This window comes from Olivibacter sp. LS-1, assembly GCF_008245145.1.
GTDB lineage: Bacteria > Bacteroidota > Bacteroidia > Sphingobacteriales > Sphingobacteriaceae > Olivibacter > Olivibacter oleidegradans.
In genome coordinates this window covers 2,701,743-2,718,933 of the sequence record NZ_CP041643.1, presented here as the reverse complement: position 1 = coordinate 2,718,933, position 17,191 = coordinate 2,701,743, and the positions used below count along the sequence as shown (strand labels likewise).

The following is a 17,191-nucleotide window of genomic DNA, read 5'->3' as shown; positions in this document are numbered from 1 at the left end:
CAAACTAAAATCAATATGTCTATTTCGTAAATTGCCGAGATCTACAATATTTAACACGTGAAGGAAACTATATATGTATTATATTGATATCAATTGTGATGTTGGAGAGAGTTTTGGTGCTTATACACTCCCGGAACAGGATATGCTATTCGATTATATCAGCTCGGCGAACATTGCCTGTGGGTTTCATGCCGGTGATCCAGATGTAATGCAGCGTACGGTAGCAAGAGCAGTCGAAAAACGTGTAGCAATAGGGGCACATCCTGGCTTCAACGATGTACAGGGCTTTGGAAGACGAGAAATTCACATGAGTCCGAAGGAAATATACAATATGGTGCTTTATCAGATTGGCGCTCTTTATGGATTTGTAAAAACCGCTGGGGGAAAATTACATCATGTTAAACCACATGGCGCTTTGTATAATATGGCGGCTCGAGATGAAAATTTGGCAACAGCGATTGTACAGGCAGTTTATGATTTTGATAAGCGACTCTATTTATATGGACTGGCTGGTAGCAAACTAATTTTGTCAGCGCACAAAATAGGCCTTCCCGTTGCATCTGAAGTCTTTGCTGATCGAAGCTATCAAGATGATGGTAAACTCACACCCCGAAGTCAAGATGATGCCATTATTGCCGATACAATACAGGCAGTGAAGCGCGCTTTAGTTATGATCACCCAACAACAAGTATTATCAACAAATCAAAGATCTATCGCTATCAAAGCAGATACTTTATGTATACACGGTGATCATGAGAAAGCCCTGCTGCTGGCAAAAACTATTTACAATCAACTGATTCAACAAGGTGTTAAGATCAAAGCGCCCTAACATGAAGCAACCCGTAACAGTTATCTTAACTAGTTTTTGCAAGTTGGTGCGAACACATTCTTTCTCGAATTACATCTTTTAGTTACAAGATGGCTGAAGTTTAGATTACATCCTTTTTATTATCGAGATTTGCTACACTTAAAATACGGTGTAAATAAATCAACGGAAAGTCTAAATCAACATAGTTAATAACTATACTCATGAAATATCAGGAGGTTGCCGAAGCCTTGTATAGCAAAAATCGTAACGAGATTCGACACATTATAAACCATTCACTGGAAGCCAAGCATTTCGAACAAAAAATAAGTTCCATGGTAATCCATACCGGCTTCATTTTCACTTCCAAAAATGATATACAGTCTGTCTTATTGTATGACCTTAGTACAGAACAGGTGATACGACAATCGAACAATGAGCACTTGCCGCAATTAAATGGTTTATTGGTGATCAAGGTAAACACCGGTAATTTCAATATACCGATCCCCTTGTTTTTTTCACACATCAAAAATAACAATGAAGTTTACCGATACCATCATGTTGAGATCAATCGCAAATTGGAAGCTGATTGTATTACTATATATGACAAAGACACAATAATCGCTATCCGTTCGATAACCCTTTTAGATGGTCATTTAGGTACCCTTAAAGAGTATCCTTTGCGAGAAACCTTACGGTTGCATAGCCGTTAGCTACACATCACCATGTTCCGAATTGCCACGCAATTCGAGCAATACCGGCAAACGTACCTTTTCTCGTTGAAAGACTCCATTCAATGTAGGGGTAAAGTGACGCAAGGGTAAATGGGAGCTTGCTGAAACCAGTCAGTGAAAAGGAAAAGAGCGCTTCACATTTTTATAAAAATTTGCAAAAAAATTAGATTTTCAATTAACAACTTTGTGTATCTTTATCGCAATTAATTGCACTTTTTTCATGCTTCAAGAGATATTTACACAGTTCCGCCCGAAGGCATTTCAAAAACCGTTTTATAATAAACGATTGTAGTCGACTCTCCGATTTTTACTGTTCTCTTCAGAACAAGCGATTTATTCTTGGCCTACAACCTATTAATATGCAATTTGAAATGCATAAAGCAATATCATATAAAACATTCTATACTTTAGTACTTATTATCATTCTTATCACCTCTTGTAGAAAGAAGGATAATACGGTGCAACAGAAAATACTTGGTTCTTGGAGAAGTACCAATACGATTACCCAGTTGTATGAAGATGGAGATATGAAAGAATCATATATACATGCCTCCGACGAATATAATGGTAGCATGATGGAATTCCATGCCGATGGAAGTTTTAAGTCGTCCGGCAAATATGCAACAACAGACGCTGATTCTATCACCGTGGTAAGACTTGAAGATCAAAAAGGCCAGTATCAGATAGTAGACAACAAACTTATAACGAAAATAGAAAATATTGACAAAGAAGCGGAAATGACCTTGGAATTTAAGGGAAATGATGTCTTAACCATCATTTCCGGCCCCTTAGCATTACCGGATTTAGATGAATTTAGTCACAACAAATATTTCACTTCAATCGTTACCTATGTAAGAAATAATTAGCATATTTATATCACATTGTGAATGAAAATCTTACTTATATCGTTGTAAAGAAAACGGAGGGGACCTATCTCCGTCGGGCCGATCTCGTTGATCAACATCACCTATATATCGGTAACTTAACGCTAGATGAGGGTGATATAGTGGCTTCAGATCAGGTTATAAAAGTCCTTCAAGCGGAATTAAATACTGAATGGGTAAATGTCGACGCATTCAACCCCTTCCTCCCCCCTTCTTTACCGTATAGAACCCGGTACATTTTTCTTGACAAACGAGATGCAGCATCTAAAGAAATAGCAAAGCCATGGATATCCCTTAGCAAACAGATTCCCGACGAAATGCAGGAATGTCTATTCACCAAATTCGAAAACACGGAACGCACCTCCGTGTCCTCCCCCATCTTACACGGGGTACATGTTAAGAACGGCCTATTTCGTCCATTGCATGCTAAAGCCACCCATCTTTTTAAGCCCACTCATTGGATGCCAATTCCTGGATTTTAGGGCTTTCATAAACGTCATGCTATTCGTCGTATTCCTTTACAGAATTCTATAAAGGCGGTGAGCTTCCACTTCAGTTAAATGCATCACCCACAATAAATTGCTCAAACAACATAACAAATTCCTAAAATCAATTCGCTTTTTCGTATCTTTAAAGATGGATTTTGTAACAGTGAAAGTTTTCGACAATCCTGTAGAAGCTCATTTACTCAAAACAAAGCTTGAAAGTGAGGGCATTCCTTGTTTCCTTCAGGATGAGCATATTGTTTCGCTCAACCCCTTATATAACTATGCTGTTGGAGGAATAAAGCTCGTTATCCATGCTTCCGACGCAGAGGCAGCTTCTTCAATTATCAAGGAAATTGACAACAGGCCTTTATTAACCGAAAACAACAGGCAGCTTGTTTGCCCACAGTGTGGCTCAGTTGAATTATACGCCAATTATAAATCCATGAAGGGAGCCAAAGGGTTTCTGTCCGCCATATTATCTTTCCTAATGGGCGTCTTTCCAATATACTACAGAAATGTTTATAAGTGCAAGGCTTGCGAAAACGAATTTAAAGCAGACATGTAAAACTACTGCTCAAGTACCTGTTTTAAGTTGCTTAGTCCTGTTTCCAAATCATTCCCAATTATTGTTTCCATATCCATGAACAGACACATAAGATTCATTGGATAGGGCATCTTTCCTTTCATACCCCACTTGACTTTCGTTTGTCCATCGCTTACCTGTTCCGTAGTCATATAAACAGGTGAAGTTGATTCGAATGGTTCTTTAAACCGCACTTCAAAATCAATTCGTTCACCTTTTACTATGTTTTTGATTTCCTGCTCCCCCCTACCGACATTGTCTTGTTCGCTTTCCCAACTATAGATAAACCCAGGTGTACCGTCTGTTCCGTGATAACTTTTCTTCATCCCCGGATCCAGTTGATTCCATTTACTATAATTGTCCTGATTTTTCAAATACTTTATATATTCGAAAACTTCTTGTTTCGGTTTGTTAATGACTACTTCCCTTTCTACTGAATATTCCTTTTTAACAAACAAAGCTGTAATGAGTGCAATACCTATGAGCACCAGTACAATAAGTAATAAACCCTTGATAACTTTCATAACGATATTTATAATTGGTAAATAATATCTTTGAAATTCTGATTAAAAATACAACAATTATGTTACAATAAAACATAAAACCACGTGCTTTTTGCTGCGCCAAAATAGTTGATAGCTTGGCCAATTTTGTATACAAATCATCAGCTTAAATTTACTTTCTTGCAGTTATCATCCAAAATGAGAGGGGCTTTATAGTCCATTCAAAAGATGTTAACCAAAAACAATCCATATGAAGAAAATAACTGCACTAATTCTTGTAACTACGACCTATTTAAACGTCGCTTATGCCCAGACAGATTTAGACCAATGGCCTTTGAAGAAATCACCGGAAGAAATAGGTCGCAAGATTGCTTGGCATTTTATCGAGACACCTCATCCAAACTTTGGAAAAGATACGCCCCCAAAAGTAATTACCTACCCGGAAAGCTGTACTTGGTACGGGGCATTAATGTTTGCAGGGGAAAGCGGTGATGAGAAACTGATAAAAGCCTTAGCAGAAAGGTTCGAACCGCTTTTCTCTTCTAAAACGTCTATGATTCCTGTTCCTGATCATGTAGACTATGCGGTATTCGGCTCCGTTCCGTTAGAGCTTTATCGTCTTACAGACCAACAACGTTATTACGATTTAGGTATCCGGATTGCCGATAAGCAATGGGGGCCCCCTGAAGGACCGAGGGTTACACCGGAATCGCATAAATTTTATGAGATGGGATTAACCTGGCAAACCCGGCTGTGGATTGATGATATGTACATGATTACAGCCCTCCAGGCACAGGCTTACCGCGTTACAGCAAACGAAACGTACATTAATCGAGCGGCGAAAGAAATGGTTTTTTATTTAGATGAGCTTCAAAAACCGAACGGACTCTTCTATCACGCTCCTGACGTGCCCTTTTTTTGGGGTCGGGGAAATGGTTGGATGGCCGCAGGGATGGCTGAACTGCTACGCTCCTTACCGAAAAAGAACCCTTACTATAAGAGAATCATGGAAGGTTATCAATTGATGATGAGTTCTTTACTAAAACATCAAAGTGAAGAAGGTACCTGGCGACAATTAATTAACGATGACGCATCCTGGCCGGAAACTTCTTCAACAGGTATGTTTGCTTATGCGATGATAACGGGTGTAAAAAACGGCTGGTTGGATAAAACCATCTATGGCCCTGCGGCGCGTAAAGCATGGTTAGCACTTATCAGTTACATCGATGACAACGATGACATTCAGAACGTTTGCGAAGGTACAAACAAGAAAAATAATCGTCAATACTACTTAGATAGAAAGCGAATTACAGGAGATATGCACGGACAAGCACCTATATTATGGTGTGCAGCTGCTTTTTTGAGGGATTAGCTGCTAATAGTGTAATGGCGTACCGATTTCATGGTAAGCCATTACACTCCATTCGTATAAAGATAAATTAATAACCTTCGTTTTGTTGCCAAACGCCGTTCATTCTATCCATTTCCGCAAGCGGAATTGGAAAGAGGTAAGCCTTAAAACGACGCTTATTTCCCTGTTTATCGTAGGTAATCTGCGGAATTACTTCATGCGCTATTCCCCATCTAATTAAATCGTTGTATCGCAAGCCTTCGAAAGCCAGTTCTACCCTTCTCTCATTTCTGATAACTGCTTGCGTTAACATTGTTTGAGGCGCCATGTTAACACCGGGTCTAGTCCTAACATCATTTAACGCTTTTAATGCTCGTGGGTCAGTACCTTGTCCACTTTCAAACATAGCTTCTGCATACATCAGCAAGAGGTCGGCATAGCGAATTTTAACAAAATGCTGATCACTCAAGGTTGCTCCGGAAGCATTATTTACAGCGGTATCCACATATTTTTTAAAAGCCATACTATTAAATGGAATCTGCCCTTCAGCCGTACTTCCCGCTTGCATAAATCCTTTTGGATTATACGCCCAAGGGTCCCCTTCCTCAAAGATGGTCATTTTTCTTCGCGGATCATTGGATTCATAAGCGTCTTTCAAATCTGTTGTAGGAAATACAGACATCCGTCCGCCAATTACCTGATCCATGGAATGATAATCGGTAGGTGCCGCAAATAAAACCGAAAACATGATCTCTTTATTATTATTTTGTTCACCAAAGAAAATCCCGGCATAGTTTGGATGCAAACTAAACGGGTTGCTTGCATCGCCTATTAAGCTCCAAGCGGTCTCCGCTGCTTCCCGATATCTTTTGTTATTGAGTAAAACACGCGTCTTCAATCCAATTGCAGAACCTTTAACGGCCCGGCCGTCACTATAGGCCATCTGAGGCAGATTAGCAATTGCAAAATCCAGATCCTGCAATATTTGCGCTACTACCGTTGCCTTCGTCGTACGTGGCCGGCGTTGAAAATCTCCATCTAATGCCTCCGGTTTTAGATTTAGCGGCACGTCTCCGAACAGTTGAACAAGATCATTGTAATAGTAGGCCCTTAAAAACGATGCCTCGCCTTTCATGCGCTTATTTTCAGCCTCGGACAAAGCGCTTACTCTGTCTACATTCGCCAAAAAGTAATTACAGTTCGCAATTCCCTGAAAAGCAAACTGCCACGTCTTGGTTACTACACCTGCTGTTGTGCTGGGATCAAAGTCGCCCCGCATAATAACGTCAAAACCTTCCCATCCGGACGTATTCAGCGCATTATCTGAAAGGGCTTCCCAGTATAAACTATTTCCGCTCTGATTCGGGCCACCGGAATACAGCGGTTCCTTAAGCTTTGCATAACAGGCGATCAATGCTTTTTGTGCTTCTATCGCCGTATTCCAATAATTAGTAGTACTTGGGTTGGTGAGTGGATCTTTGTCTAATACACTGGAGCACGATATCAGTATATTCGTGAGTACCAATAACCCATATATTGTTTTGTTAGCTTTCATCTTCGATATTTTTTATAAAATAGCCTTAATTCCCATGGTATAAATCTTTGCCTGCGGGTAAATAGCCATCCGCGAATTGGCCGCCAACCGTTCGGGATCGCCTCCATCAAAAAATTTCGTAAACGTAAACAGATTATCCCCCGAAAGATAGATGCGTAGCCGTTGGAAACCAATTTTGTTTACCAACTGGTTGGGCAAGGTGTATCCTACCTGTATATTCTTTATTCTTAAGTAAGACGCGTCTTGCAACCACCAGGTAGAAACTTGCGTATTGGGTGCGTAATTTTCATTAAATATATGAGGGATCGTGTTTGATGTTCCCGGTCCATCCCAAGCATTCAACCAAAATTTTGGTGGCGGACTGGACTGCCTAAAAGGGGCGATTCCCCATTCCCTCACATAGATTTTTCGTCCTTCCACCCCCTGTACGAAAAAACTAAAGTCGAAATTCTTATAATCGGCGCTAAAAGTAAGACCATAATTAAAGTCAGGAAAAGCTCCATCTACTACTGTGCGGTCGTTGGCATCAATTTTACCGTCGGGTACGCCACCCGGACCACTGATATCCTTGTAACGCATATCGCCTGGTTTGGTCAAGGCGCTGATAGGGGTTGGGCCATTCGCTATTTCTTCCTGTGTCTGATAGATACCGTCAAAAACATACATAAAGTAAGAATTATACGGCAATCCCTCTTGTCGTATTAATCCACTTCCATTATCTATTTCACGTGCACCAAATTTTACCAATTCATTTTTATACGTTTCGAAGTTTGCCTGAATTTTGTAATTAAGTGCATTTAGCCTGTTCTGATATCCCAGTAAGACTTCCAAACCGCTGTTCTTCATTTCACCGCGATTTACCGTTGGCCCATTCAATCCTATAAAATCTGGAACTTGTAGCGTACGTAGTATATCCGTCGTACGTTTGGTATACCAGTCTACTGAACCAAATACACTTGATTTAAATAAGTCAAAATCCAGCCCAATATTCGTTGCCGTCGTGGTCTCCCATTTTAGATTCGTATTGTTAAGATCCTCCAAGCTCATCCCCTGCTGTAGTGCGCCACCTATATTATATTCAACTGGGCTTAGAATTGCCTGATAGGGATAATTTCCGATATTTTGATTGCCGAGTTGTCCCCATGAAAAACGTATCTTTAGATTATTGACCCATTCGGAACCCTTTAAAAAGCTTTCCTCTGACAACCGCCACCCGATTGATGCAGACGGAAAAAATCCCCATCTTCGTCCAGTCGGTAACCTAGAGGTACCGTCGTATCTGAAATTTGCTTCAAAGAGGTATCGCTCTTTATAATTGTAATTCAATCGACCATACAGCGACTTGATAGCCCACTCATAAGCCTGCCCTTCTGCGATCTGTCCAGCCGACGAATAGGCATCCAGCTCCGTCAAATTATCAGTAGGCGCGTTTCTTCTAAATCCCTGTAAACGATCATATTTAAAGGTTTCTTGATTATAGCCGAGCAATGCACTTATATTATGAACGTTATCAAAGCTTTTGGTATAATTAAAATTCAAGTAGTAAGTTAGCTGCAATTCTCTTTCGCCCCGAACGGTTAAGTTGTTCTCCCCTACTGTGCCGTTATATTGGGTGTTATAAATGTACTCCCCATTTTCATCGGGTTGATATAAATAGGCGGGTATTCCAACAACATGCACTTTTGATTGTCCATCTTGATACCTCACGGCTCCCTTTAACTCCCCCTTTAGCCCAGGGAGGATATCCACATTAATATAAGAGGAGGCTAAAGCATAATAATTGTCAGTGGTCTTTCCACCGTTTTCTGCAATAGCAATCGGATTTTTATTACCCGATTCAAAGATATAAGCCTTCGAGGCATAGCGCCCACTCCCATCCGGCAATTTAGGCTTAAAGGTCGGGTTTGCTGCCAATGCGCTCAAAATTTGGTCTTCCGTGGTATTACCATCAAAATTACCATTGAGTGCAGTTTCATATCGACCGCCTTTGGAAAGCGAAATATTGGTACCAAAGGTAACTCGACCACCCAAATTTGTTTTAAAGTTCAGTTGTGCATCATATCGCTTATAACCCGTTGCTATCAACATTCCTTCCTGACTGAGATAGCCCAATCCAAAATTATAGGTTGTCCCATCCTGTCCTCCATTGACACTTAAAAAATGTTGTTGCATGGGTGCTGTTCTGAAAACCGCATCCATCCAATCATAATTGGGATATCGGTCCGGATCGATTGACGAACCTTGTCGATAGGCCTCTATCTGCTCGTCCGAATAGAGCTGATTGCTACTTGTACCTGTATGATTAATGGCCTTGTTTAACAATTCCATAAATTGAACTGAATTCGTAACGCGATCATACATGGAAGTTGCTTTTTGTCGACTGTAGTTATAACTATAATCGATATTTAACCTGCCTGCCCTGCCACTTTTAGTGGTTACCAGTATAACTCCATTGGCCGCTCTTGATCCGTAAATGGAAGCGGACGCAGCATCTTTTAGAACCGATATATTTTCGATTACATTGGGATTTAAATTATTGAGGTTCCCTTCTACGCCATCGATAAGAATCAGCGGATTATTACCAGCCCCACTAAACGTGCCCATTCCACGAATCTGAATATTAGCGTTCTCTGCGCCTGGTTGTCCGGAATTCTGTGTTATCTGCACTCCCGGTGCCCTACCTTGAAGTAATGAGGTGGTATTGGGTGCCTGCCGGGTTGTCAGTTCTTCCGATGAGATTGCTGCTACCGCGCCGGTTAAATTAACCTTTTTTTGTGTCCCATATCCTACGACGACAACTTCATCCAATGCAGCTGCATCCGGTACCAATGTAATCTCAAACAAGGTCTCATTGTGAACCGGGATTTCTTGCGTTACATAACCCAAATAAGACACCATTAAAGTTTGATTGGCGGCTGCTTTAATGGTAAACATACCGTTTGCATCTGTAACAACGCCTCTCTTTGTGCCGACTATTTTAATACTCACACCCCCTAGTGGTCCATCACTATCCGATACCCTCCCTTTTCGCACACTCTCCTCCTGTCTATCCGTTTTTTTGGCAACCGTACTTTCTCGTGCCAATACATTGGCACTTAGCAAGGCACCAATGATCATTACTAAACAAGTTGTTTTTAGATAAAAGATTCTCATTTTTCGTCCTTAGGTTTTTTAATCAAAACATTACACACGATTATATCCTGGCTTACATTGGTTAGGATAAAATTGGCTTTGCAAGAAAGGAAGAAAATAGCACCTTTTTGTGAACGAAATTGGCTTAATATTAAGCCTCATTTACATGGCACGCATCAACTAGTCTGCATTGAAATAAATGTACGCTTATAGGTTAAGGGACTTTTCCCTGTTACTTTACGGAAGCATTTAAAGAAACTTGTAAAATTATTAAACCCGCTGTCGTCACAGACTTGCTTTATATCTAACTTGTCTTCTATTAATAGTTTACAGGCATGGCCGATTCTTATTTCAGTCAAAAATTGAGAATATGTTTTTCTTGTTTGTGTTTTAAAGTACCTGCAAAAAGAATGTGGGCTTATCTTAGCCACTTCAGCAATTTCATCCAATTGAATTTTATCTTTAAAATTAGCGCAAGAATAGTCGTATATTTTCTTTATTCTGTCGTTCTTAAACTCTTCGTAGGCAATACCATTGAAACCAATGGATGAAAGCGGTTCGAGTTTGCAGTATTTTGCGATTTGAACCAAGATCTGCATCAGGATAATGATCCTTTCTGATCCATCGGCACCCAACATCTCTTCCAGTAGTTCGGCAACATAGTCTTTATGTTTACCGAGAATCGTCACCCCTCGTCCTGCTTTTTCCATAATGGATTTTAGCATCTTATTTTCGGGAAGATCTAAAAATCCATTCCCCCAAATTTCCTTTTCAAAATGAGCAACCCGCACATCTATACCTTCTACAGCTATCTTACTTTCGAAAGCATTATCGAATTTTACATAGTGCGGCAACCCGGATCCGACAAGCACCATATCGCCCGACTTAAACCGCTGGATACTGTCGCCAATGAAGCTCGTCCCCTCGCCCCTGCAGAAATGTAGCAGCTCTAACTCCGAATGATAATGCCATTTGGTATTACGAGGCTCCATATCGCGTCTTACGCTAAATGACTGAGCAGGGCCCTTCATGAGCTTAAGAAGTTGTGGTTTCATGTTTTTTTTAATTGGTCAGGAATAAAGTTCAGCAGAAAGGATAGATCAAAACGGGTAATAACCGGTTATTTTAAGGGTAAAAATTGACTTTTGATCACAAGAAATCTATTAGATGTTAGAACATTGTTATGGCTAAGTAATATTATACACAATACCATCCAGATTCTTATCATCAACCGGTTTAAACTGTAAATTTAGCATTCAAACAATGTAATATATGAGAACAATTATTGTTGCTACTGACTTTTCAGACATAGCAGAAAATGCTGTTGAATATGCGGCTACGGGGGCAAGTATCATAGATGCCAAGATTGTATTATTCAATGCTTTCAAATTACCGTTGCATGCTTCGAATACCATCCTTTCTGTGGAAAATGTGCAAAGTATGATCGATAAAAACAAGCTTAAGTTAGAAACGAGGGCTAACGATTTAATCAAACGATACGATATTGAAGTAGCGGTCGACTCCAGCTTATTGAATGTTGAGGACGAGGTAGAACGCCTAATGAAGCAATATGATGCCGAAATGGTTATCATGGGCATGGCCAAACGGTCGCTTGAGCAGGATCTGTTAGGAAATACGACAACTAATGTTATTCAAAAGCTTAAATTTCCTGTGCTGGCAGTACCTGAGGGTGTGACCTTTAAACCGGTAAAACGAATTTTATATGCTTGCGATGTTGTTCGTGGCATACATAAAACAATATTGGAACGTATCAAGGATATCGCTCGGTCTTGGAATGCGGAAATAGAAGTATTTAATGTACAGGAGAAAATAGAGGAACTACAAGAAGATCCGTCTTTCACAAAGGACCCCTTAAAAGATGAAATGACCGGGATTCAATACTTTTATAAAAACGTCGCTTCCAATACGATCATTAAAGAAATAAGAAATGAGGTCGTAAATTATCAGCCCGACTTATTAATTATGGTACCCAATCGGTATGGTTTTTGGTCATCGATTGTACATAGGAGTAAAACAAGGATGATGGCAGCCGGATTGGATGTTCCCCTGCTATCAATCCCAATTTAGCTAATGATATTATGGATATTTCGTTGAAAGGTAAAACTGCTTTAATTTGTGGCAGTAGTGACGGTATAGGCCTATCTACAGCGCAGGTTCTGGCCCGCTTGGGAGCCAGCTGCATTCTCTTTGCAAGAAATGAAGTCAAATTAAAGACCGCATTAACGAGTCTTCAAATCGAGCCCGGTCAACAACATCGCTATGCCGTGGCTGACTTCAACAAATTGGAAGAAGTGGAAATTGCCGTCGACCGTCTCACAGAAGAAGTTAACATACATATCCTAGTTAATAATAGTGGCGGGCCACCTCCCGGCCCACTTCTGAAGGCGTCTTCAATGAACTTTCGCGATGCATTCAACAGGCATGTCCTCTGTAACCAGCTCATAACACAAGCTGTGGTTCCAGGCATGAAGCGCACAGAATATGGGCGTATTATCAATATTATTTCCACTTCAGTTAAAGCACCGCTTGCTAATTTAGGTGTTTCCAATACCATTCGCGCAGCCGTTGCTTCTTGGGCAAAAACTTTGTCGAATGAATTGGGTATGTTTAATATCACGGTAAACAACGTGCTGCCGGGAGCCACTAGAACCGCGAGATTATCAAGTCTTATAAAAGAAAGTGCGAAGGTAGAACAAAAGACTGCCTTAGAGGTAGAAGAAGAGATGCTAAAAAATATTCCGATGAAGAGGTTTGGTGTGGCCGAAGAGGTTGCCCACGCGATTGCTTTCCTTGCTTCTCCGGCAGCCTCCTATATAACCGGAATTAATATACCCGTCGATGGAGGCCGAACACCTTCATTATAACACGAACTATCGGTTACAAAATAGCTAACGAACAGGCTGGCAAACCACCACCAGTGCTGTTCGCTTTTGGTTTCTTTATCGGCTCTTGTTTTACTTTCGTATAGCTAAAATTGATCAGAGGGCACGCGGTATGTAGGATCTTCCAGAATATTGACTTCAATTACATCGGCTGCGTTTTTTAAAAGCATTCTGCAATCTTCGCTCAAATGCTTAAGATGCAGCGTCTTTCCTGCCAGCTTATACTTTTCTGTCAATTTATTAAGCGCATTAATACCCGACATATCTGCTACGCGACTTTCCCGAAAATCAATGATCACTTCTTTAGGGTCGTTACTTATATCGAATTTCTCCATAAAGGCCATGGTAGAACCGAAGAATAAGGGACCATACAATTCATAGTGTTTCACCCCCTGCTCGTCTACATATTTTCTTGCCCGAATACGTTTAGCACTTTCCCAAGCAAATACCAACGCAGCTATAATAACGCCCACTAAAACCGCCAAAGCCAAATTGTGAAGTACCACGGTAATTATAGCCACTAATACGCCTATCAGGATATCCGATTTCGGCATTTTATTCACTATTCGCAGGCTTACCCATTCAAAGGTTCCGATGGCTACCATCATCATCACGCCCACAAGAGCAGCCATGGGTACACGTTCGATAACAGGGGCACCAAAAAGGACGACTACAAGAATAGTAAGTGATGCAATAATACCCGACAGGCGAGCTCGGGAACCCGCAGAAAGATTAACGAAGGTTTGGGCAATCATTGCACAGCCACCCATACCCGAGAAGAACCCATTCAGAACATTGGCAGTACCTTGTGCGACGCTTTCCTTATTCCCTTTCCCTCTGTTTCCGACAATTTCATCAACCACATTCAAAGTAAGCAAGGTCTCGATAAGTCCAACACCTGCCATCACCAACGAGTAGGGAAAGATTATTTTTAATGTCTCCAAATTTATGGGCACGGCAGGGATATGAAATGGAGGGAATCCGCCGCTGATAGAAGCGATATCCTTCACTGTTTTCGTATCTATCTGAAGACCTAACACCAACAGATATACGACGATAATCGCAACCAAGGATGCAGGAACAGCCTTTGTTAATTTAGGCAAGAGCCAAACAATGGCAATGGTAAGTAGCACCAATCCAAGCATAATATATAACTCGGTTCCACCGAGCCAAGCACTTTCTTCACCCGCACCTATTTTGAATTGCTCCAGCTGTGCCAAAAAAATGATAACGGCCAAGCCATTTACAAATCCATACATAACCGGTTGCGGCACCAGACGTATAAACTTCCCTAACCTAAAAACACCCACTAATAATTGCAGTACGCCTGCCAACGCGACCGCAGCAAAGACATATTCCATACCATGCGATTGCATCAGGGCGATTAATACAACCACGGTCGCACCGGCTCCTCCCGATACCATTCCGGGTCTCCCCCCAAAAATAGCAGTCACAAACCCCATAATAAAAGCCGCGTACAATCCCGTTAATGGCGAAAAACCAGCTAGAATAGCGAAAGAAAGCGACTCGGGAATCATCGTCATGGCAACGGTTAAACCTGCCAATATTTCATTTTTATAGTTAACCTTTTGGTTAAAATCGAATAAGCGTAAGAACATAAGGAAATTAAAAAGAAAAAATCACAAATTATATGAATTGAAGCTTATGCTTTCTTAAAAGAAAGCACCATATACCTTTAGAAGCCTAAAGAAGTGAATCAAGGTGGTGTAATAAGGCTGTTTGTGATTCTGATCATGATGACAAAGGTACATTTTTAGCAACTCTTATAAAAAGATGCAGTTGCATTTAAAGTACTAATTGCTCAAATAGCTGGCTCAACGTGGCTTCGGGATCTTCACATAAACCTAAGTGAACCTTTGAGGTTTGTAAAATGGTACTTCGAGTGGCTGTCAACCATCTGAATCGATCGGGTCGATCCAATCGACCGATCGTACCTCCGGCTTGCCCACCCATACATATTTCCTTAAAAGATTTTAGATGAGCAATAACCTCATCAACTTCCACCTGTTTATCCATCATGTACCACTTTTCAATTTCCACATGATACCGCATTTCCAAGAATTTATGTTTAGCACAATAGAGAACTACACCAATATTCAGAAACTCCTCGCGCTCTACGCGTGGCACCAAGCGTATCACCGCATACTCAAACACGTGCCGCTCTTGCTTCATTAGCTTCATTGATAAAAATTTCAGAATTTGCTATCCGTGCATTCAAAAAGTAAGCATAAGCTTGACGATGCTCTGCAGTTGATTGGAAATTCGGCTCATTTCCTAACCAGTCGTCTGGAATCAGCGATACGATTTCTTGTATAAAATCCTCATTCAACAATTCCTTCGCAAAACGATCAACATCATTTAACTGCGTCGCCTGTCTTAACAATACATGATCTTTAATCTGAACGAAAGGTTTTAGCGCTTGCTCCTTCCAGTTATGCCAACTATGATGGAAATATAAAGAAGCCCCCTGATCAATCAGCCATAGTTCTTTATGCCACATGAGCATATTCGTATTTTTAGCAGTCCGGTCAACATTCATCAACAAAGCATCCAGCCAAACAATTTTTGAAGCTAACAAGGGATCTACTGTATTAATCACCGGATCAAAGGTAATAGCACCGGACAAATAATGCACACCGAGGTTTAATCCTACACTAAATTTCAACAAATCCTGAATTTCTTCATCTGGTTCCAGGCGGCCAAAATCAGCTTCCAAATGGGCAAATACCAATTCCGGAACTTTCAAACCAAGTACGCGGGCTATTTCGCTTCCAATCAGTTCTGCTATTAAAGCTCTTGTCCCTTGACCGGCACCCCTAAATTTCAATACATATAAAAAATCGTCATCCGCTTCTACAATTGCAGGCATAGAGCCCCCCTCTCTTAAGGGCGTTACATAGCGAACCACATCGACATTTCTCAATTGCAGTTTCTTCATTGTTTTACGACCTGATCGATTGCATTTAACATGCCGTCGTTAAAGGTATCCAAAGTAAGCTCCCAAAACATGATTCCTCCCAATTTATTGTCCAAAGCGTATTTGGTTTTAGCTTTTACAGAAGTAAGGTTATCACCGGTGGCAAATAGCTTTTGTTTTTTATTATACCAATAAGGAGCCTGTGCTTTCTCATCCCAAAAATAGGCCCATCCATTCTGAGTAGTTAAATTCGTGGCGTACGATTTAAAATCATAACCACTCCTATGTTTTCCAGCTTGGTATAGTCCATTGTTTACATCATTAACATGCTCCCAAACACGCGTATAGAAAGCCGCTCCGATTACCAATTTATTAGCTGGAATACCTTTCTTCAATAAGAATTGTACGGCCCTATCGGTTGATTCTTCCTTGTCGTGCGTGCTAAAGATAGGTGTATGATGTCCTGTAACAGTTGCATAACCATTTACTAAATCGTAGCTCATAATATTCACCCGATCAACCAGTGGCATAATTTTTTCCCATTCTACCGACTCATCTAAGTATTTTTGAAAACCTCCTGCAGCAAAACTTAATTCGTTGGCGCTACCCAATACTTGCCGCAGTTCTTGAATCAAAGCGGTAAAATTTTGTTTGTCCTGTGCTTGATATAAATGGCCGGGATGCCCTTCAATGGTTGGATACTCCCAATCAAGATCAATACCGTCTGTATCAAAGTAGTCATTCACTTTCTTTACGGAACGAGCAAATTTCGTTCGCCCATTTGACGTGGAAAAAGCTTCCGAGCACGGTTCACAGCCGCCCCACCCCCCTAAAGACAACATTATTTTCAGTTTAGGGTGATTTTTCTTTAAAGAAACGAGATACTGAATCGTGGTAGAGTCCTTTGCATTATCCACATGCAATTCTCCGTCTTTAAGATGACAAAAGCTGAAAATAATATGACTTAGTTTGTTGATCTCAAACTGATCTATTTGTTTATCATTCCCCGTATAATAAGCGATAACCGAGAAATCTCTACGCTGTTGAGCAGATAAGTTGGTAAGTGATATAAGAGATACCAACGCAATGAGTAATCCTTTGTACATGCAAATGGTTTTAAGAGTCAATCAAACAAACTTAGGTAAAATGCGCCGCATTCCAAAACAATCGCTTTCTGCGGGACAGAACGTAGCATAGCTTACTACAGAATGTAAGCCAGTCGATTGTAATATTTATCGCCATAGAGCGAAAATAATTATAAAAACAATTGCCAAAATTGTAGATTTGTTTAGGAAGTTGAAAGGTGTGGTGTTAA

16 protein-coding genes are annotated in these 17,191 nt (G+C 40.7%); 8 read left to right on the top strand and 8 right to left on the bottom strand.

What is annotated here, in order from left to right; translation table 11 throughout:
* The first annotated feature begins 73 nt into the window (after positions 1-73).
* The 5 genes from FKG96_RS10965 to FKG96_RS10945 all read left to right on the top strand — a co-directional run bounded on the left by FKG96_RS10965 (position 74) and on the right by FKG96_RS10945 (position 3,476).
* Positions 74-829, top strand: coding sequence for a LamB/YcsF family protein (locus FKG96_RS10965; protein ID WP_130857215.1), 756 nt, complete (start codon positions 74-76; stop codon positions 827-829).
* 200 nt (positions 830-1,029) lie between these two features.
* Positions 1,030-1,518 carry a hypothetical protein gene (locus FKG96_RS10960; RefSeq protein WP_130857214.1) on the top strand — a complete coding sequence of 163 codons (489 nt, stop codon included), beginning with the start codon at positions 1,030-1,032 and terminating at the stop codon, positions 1,516-1,518.
* 392 nt (positions 1,519-1,910) lie between these two features.
* Positions 1,911-2,405 carry a hypothetical protein gene (locus tag FKG96_RS10955; RefSeq protein ID WP_130857213.1) on the top strand — a complete coding sequence of 165 codons (495 nt, stop codon included), beginning with the start codon at positions 1,911-1,913 and terminating at the stop codon, positions 2,403-2,405.
* 17 nt (positions 2,406-2,422) lie between these two features.
* Positions 2,423-2,905, top strand: a complete 483-nt coding sequence (locus FKG96_RS10950; RefSeq protein ID WP_130857212.1) for a DUF551 domain-containing protein — start codon at positions 2,423-2,425, stop codon at positions 2,903-2,905.
* Between the two features lie 154 nt (positions 2,906-3,059).
* Positions 3,060-3,476, top strand: a complete 417-nt coding sequence (locus FKG96_RS10945; protein ID WP_130857211.1) for a DUF2007 domain-containing protein — start codon at positions 3,060-3,062, stop codon at positions 3,474-3,476.
* Positions 3,477-3,478: 2 nt separating this feature from the next.
* Here the strand turns inward: FKG96_RS10945 and FKG96_RS10940 are convergent, their stop codons facing one another.
* On the bottom strand, positions 3,479-4,018 hold the full coding sequence (locus FKG96_RS10940) for an SRPBCC family protein (RefSeq protein WP_130857210.1): 540 nt from the start codon (positions 4,016-4,018) through the stop codon (positions 3,479-3,481).
* A gap of 229 nt (positions 4,019-4,247) precedes the next feature.
* Between FKG96_RS10940 and FKG96_RS10935 the strand changes: the two genes are divergently transcribed.
* Positions 4,248-5,369, top strand: a complete 1,122-nt coding sequence (locus FKG96_RS10935) for a glycoside hydrolase family 105 protein (protein ID WP_130857209.1) — start codon at positions 4,248-4,250, stop codon at positions 5,367-5,369.
* A 67-nt stretch (positions 5,370-5,436) separates the two neighbouring features.
* On the opposite strand, the gene FKG96_RS10930 is transcribed toward FKG96_RS10935, so the two are convergent.
* The 3 genes from FKG96_RS10930 to FKG96_RS10920 form a co-directional block, all read right to left on the bottom strand.
* A complete protein-coding gene (locus FKG96_RS10930) occupies positions 5,437-6,903 on the bottom strand; it encodes a RagB/SusD family nutrient uptake outer membrane protein (RefSeq protein WP_130857208.1) in 1,467 nt (488 codons plus the stop codon).
* A gap of 12 nt (positions 6,904-6,915) precedes the next feature.
* The gene (locus tag FKG96_RS10925) at positions 6,916-10,056 is read right to left on the bottom strand and encodes a TonB-dependent receptor (protein ID WP_130857207.1); all 3,141 of its coding nucleotides are present in this window, start codon (positions 10,054-10,056) and stop codon (positions 6,916-6,918) included.
* Positions 10,057-10,211: 155 nt separating this feature from the next.
* Positions 10,212-11,090, bottom strand: a complete 879-nt coding sequence (locus FKG96_RS10920; RefSeq protein WP_130857206.1) for an AraC family transcriptional regulator — start codon at positions 11,088-11,090, stop codon at positions 10,212-10,214.
* A gap of 217 nt (positions 11,091-11,307) precedes the next feature.
* On the opposite strand from FKG96_RS10920, the gene FKG96_RS10915 reads away from it, so the two are divergent.
* Together FKG96_RS10915 and FKG96_RS10910 are read left to right on the top strand one after the other, a co-directional pair.
* Entirely contained in the window at positions 11,308-12,123 is an 816-nt protein-coding gene (locus FKG96_RS10915) for a universal stress protein (RefSeq protein ID WP_130857205.1), read from the top strand.
* 11 nt (positions 12,124-12,134) lie between these two features.
* A complete protein-coding gene (locus FKG96_RS10910; protein WP_149105530.1) occupies positions 12,135-12,920 on the top strand; it encodes an SDR family oxidoreductase in 786 nt (261 codons plus the stop codon).
* A 104-nt stretch (positions 12,921-13,024) separates the two neighbouring features.
* On the opposite strand, the gene FKG96_RS10905 is transcribed toward FKG96_RS10910, so the two are convergent.
* From FKG96_RS10905 to FKG96_RS10890, 4 genes are all read right to left on the bottom strand, one after another.
* A complete protein-coding gene (locus tag FKG96_RS10905; RefSeq protein WP_130857203.1) occupies positions 13,025-14,557 on the bottom strand; it encodes a SulP family inorganic anion transporter in 1,533 nt (510 codons plus the stop codon).
* Between the two features lie 187 nt (positions 14,558-14,744).
* Entirely contained in the window at positions 14,745-15,140 is a 396-nt protein-coding gene (locus FKG96_RS10900) for a DUF3037 domain-containing protein (RefSeq protein ID WP_130857202.1), read from the bottom strand.
* Entirely contained in the window at positions 15,106-15,897 is a 792-nt protein-coding gene (locus FKG96_RS10895) for a HipA family kinase (RefSeq protein WP_013665969.1), read from the bottom strand. Before FKG96_RS10895 ends, FKG96_RS10900 begins: the two co-directional genes overlap by 35 nt.
* A complete protein-coding gene (locus FKG96_RS10890) occupies positions 15,894-16,982 on the bottom strand; it encodes a glycoside hydrolase family 18 protein (protein WP_130857201.1) in 1,089 nt (362 codons plus the stop codon). The genes FKG96_RS10895 and FKG96_RS10890 overlap by 4 nt, the downstream gene beginning before the upstream one ends.
* Positions 16,983-17,191: the final 209 nt, after the last annotated feature.

Excerpts from the sequence above, each read along its gene's own strand:
- FKG96_RS10965 (WP_130857215.1), top strand. The coding sequence starts at position 74 with ATGTATTATATTGATATCAATTGTGATGTTGGAGAGAGTTTTGGTGCT.
- FKG96_RS10960 (WP_130857214.1), top strand. The coding sequence starts at position 1,030 with ATGAAATATCAGGAGGTTGCCGAAGCCTTGTATAGCAAAAATCGTAAC.
- FKG96_RS10955 (WP_130857213.1), top strand. The coding sequence starts at position 1,911 with ATGCATAAAGCAATATCATATAAAACATTCTATACTTTAGTACTTATT.
- FKG96_RS10945 (WP_130857211.1), top strand. The coding sequence starts at position 3,060 with ATGGATTTTGTAACAGTGAAAGTTTTCGACAATCCTGTAGAAGCTCAT.
- FKG96_RS10940 (WP_130857210.1), bottom strand. The coding sequence starts at position 4,018 with ATGAAAGTTATCAAGGGTTTATTACTTATTGTACTGGTGCTCATAGGT.
- FKG96_RS10935 (WP_130857209.1), top strand. The coding sequence starts at position 4,248 with ATGAAGAAAATAACTGCACTAATTCTTGTAACTACGACCTATTTAAAC.
- FKG96_RS10930 (WP_130857208.1), bottom strand. The coding sequence starts at position 6,903 with ATGAAAGCTAACAAAACAATATATGGGTTATTGGTACTCACGAATATA.
- FKG96_RS10925 (WP_130857207.1), bottom strand. The coding sequence starts at position 10,056 with ATGAGAATCTTTTATCTAAAAACAACTTGTTTAGTAATGATCATTGGT.
- FKG96_RS10920 (WP_130857206.1), bottom strand. The coding sequence starts at position 11,090 with ATGAAACCACAACTTCTTAAGCTCATGAAGGGCCCTGCTCAGTCATTT.
- FKG96_RS10915 (WP_130857205.1), top strand. The coding sequence starts at position 11,308 with ATGAGAACAATTATTGTTGCTACTGACTTTTCAGACATAGCAGAAAAT.
- FKG96_RS10910 (WP_149105530.1), top strand. The coding sequence starts at position 12,135 with ATGGATATTTCGTTGAAAGGTAAAACTGCTTTAATTTGTGGCAGTAGT.
- FKG96_RS10905 (WP_130857203.1), bottom strand. The coding sequence starts at position 14,557 with ATGTTCTTACGCTTATTCGATTTTAACCAAAAGGTTAACTATAAAAAT.
- FKG96_RS10900 (WP_130857202.1), bottom strand. The coding sequence starts at position 15,140 with ATGAAGCTAATGAAGCAAGAGCGGCACGTGTTTGAGTATGCGGTGATA.
- FKG96_RS10895 (WP_013665969.1), bottom strand. The coding sequence starts at position 15,897 with ATGAAGAAACTGCAATTGAGAAATGTCGATGTGGTTCGCTATGTAACG.
- FKG96_RS10890 (WP_130857201.1), bottom strand. The coding sequence starts at position 16,982 with ATGTACAAAGGATTACTCATTGCGTTGGTATCTCTTATATCACTTACC.